Origin of the sequence: Parasedimentitalea maritima (assembly GCF_005771405.1) — a bacterium.
GTDB classification, from domain to species: domain Bacteria; phylum Pseudomonadota; class Alphaproteobacteria; order Rhodobacterales; family Rhodobacteraceae; genus Parasedimentitalea; species Parasedimentitalea maritima.
Genome location: NZ_VAUA01000021.1, coordinates 1 through 1,542, shown reverse-complemented (window position 1 = coordinate 1,542; position 1,542 = coordinate 1). Strand labels below are relative to the sequence as shown.

At 55.0% G+C, this 1,542-nt stretch carries 1 protein-coding gene; it reads right to left on the bottom strand.

Features of this window, described 5'->3' with window-relative positions:
- Positions 1-75 precede the first annotated feature (75 nt).
- A complete protein-coding gene (locus FEE96_RS23365) occupies positions 76-1,461 on the bottom strand; it encodes a transposase (protein WP_138165536.1) in 1,386 nt (461 codons plus the stop codon).
- Positions 1,462-1,542 lie beyond the last annotated feature (81 nt).

The following is a 1,542-nucleotide window of genomic DNA, read 5'->3' as shown; positions in this document are numbered from 1 at the left end:
GCCGATTCTGTGGAAAAACATCGTGTTGCTGGCGCAGAAAATGAGGGACTGAACGTCGCGCGAGCGCCTTTCTTTTCAGGCTTCGCTCGTTTGCTGCGGTGCAGGAAAGATCTTGGCCAGTTTACGGAGGTTTTGGGCGGTTGCGGCGAGGAGGAATTCGCCATTTGCCCCACATGGCCCACGTAATCGGAGGCGCCCCAACCCGAGAATGCGTTTGAGGTGGGCAAAGAGCATTTCCACCTTCTTTCTGAGCCGCATTGAGATGACGTATTGTTTGGTCTTGGCAATGTCGCGGGCGACCTGACGGGCGTCTTCGTGTTCTTCGCGCGTGATGGAGCGGAAGTCGGCGTTGGGGCAGCATTTCGCCTTGGATGGGCATGCCTGACACGTCAATTTTAATGCGCGATATTTGGCGACGCCTTTGCCGTCTGGGCCTCGGTTGGGATCAGAGTAATTTCGGCGGAACTGTTTGAGTGATTGCCCCTCTGGGCAAACATATTGGTCGTTCTCGGCGTCCCACTGGAAGTCAGATCGGCTCCAGGTCCCGTCAGTGCGCCCCGCTTTATCAATTACCGGGATATGCGGTGCGATCTTGCGGTCGACAAGCCAACCGAGCATTGGTCCCGAGCCATAAGCGGTGTCTGCGATGATGCGTTCTGGATGCAGATCGAACGTGTCTTTAACCCGATCCAGCATCGAGCGCACAGACCCCACTTCAGCTTGTCGGATAGATCTTGTGGCCTCGACGTCGACGATGACACTGTAGTCAGTGTCGATCAGGTAGTTCGTAGAATAGGCAAAGAATGCGGGGCCTTTGCGGGCTGCAGTCCACTGACTGGCGGGATCGGAATGGGATGTGAACTTGGGCTCAACATCGGATGCCGCACCAAATGCTGCATCATCAAGAACGTCGAGATATTCGCGTACAGAGCGCGGGGCGTCATCTGGCTTGATCGCTGCGGTGTCCCAGTCTGCCTTTGGGGTTGAGTTTTGTTTGTTGGCGTCCGCCTCGATCAGGTTGGCATCTGCCGCAAAGCGTTGCCCGCTAACAAGGCCGTCCGCAATGCAACGCGCCACGGTCGTCTCGAATAGATGACGCAGCAAATCGCTTTCGCGAAAACGACCATGCCGGTTCTTGGAAAAGGTCGAATGGTTGGGTACTGGATCCGCAAGATCAAGGCGGCAGAACCAGCGATAAGCAAGGTTGAGATGCACCTCCTCGCAAAGCCTGCGCTCCGACCTGATGCCAAGACAATACCCAACCAACAGCATGCGGATCAGCAGTTCTGGATCAATCGAAGGACGGCCAGTGTGGCTGTAAAATTCTGCAAGGTGGGCTCGAATGCTGCTCAGATCCACAAACCGGTCAATCGAGCGCAGCAGGTGATCTTGAGGCACATGGTCGTCGATAGAAAACTCGTAGAAGAGTGCGCCTTGCGCTTCTTGCTTAGGTCCCAACACCGTCAATCCCCCTGCATTCACAAGCAAATTGAATCAGTGAAGGACCCTCAAATCAAGAAGAGTTTTTCAACAAAATAGGCC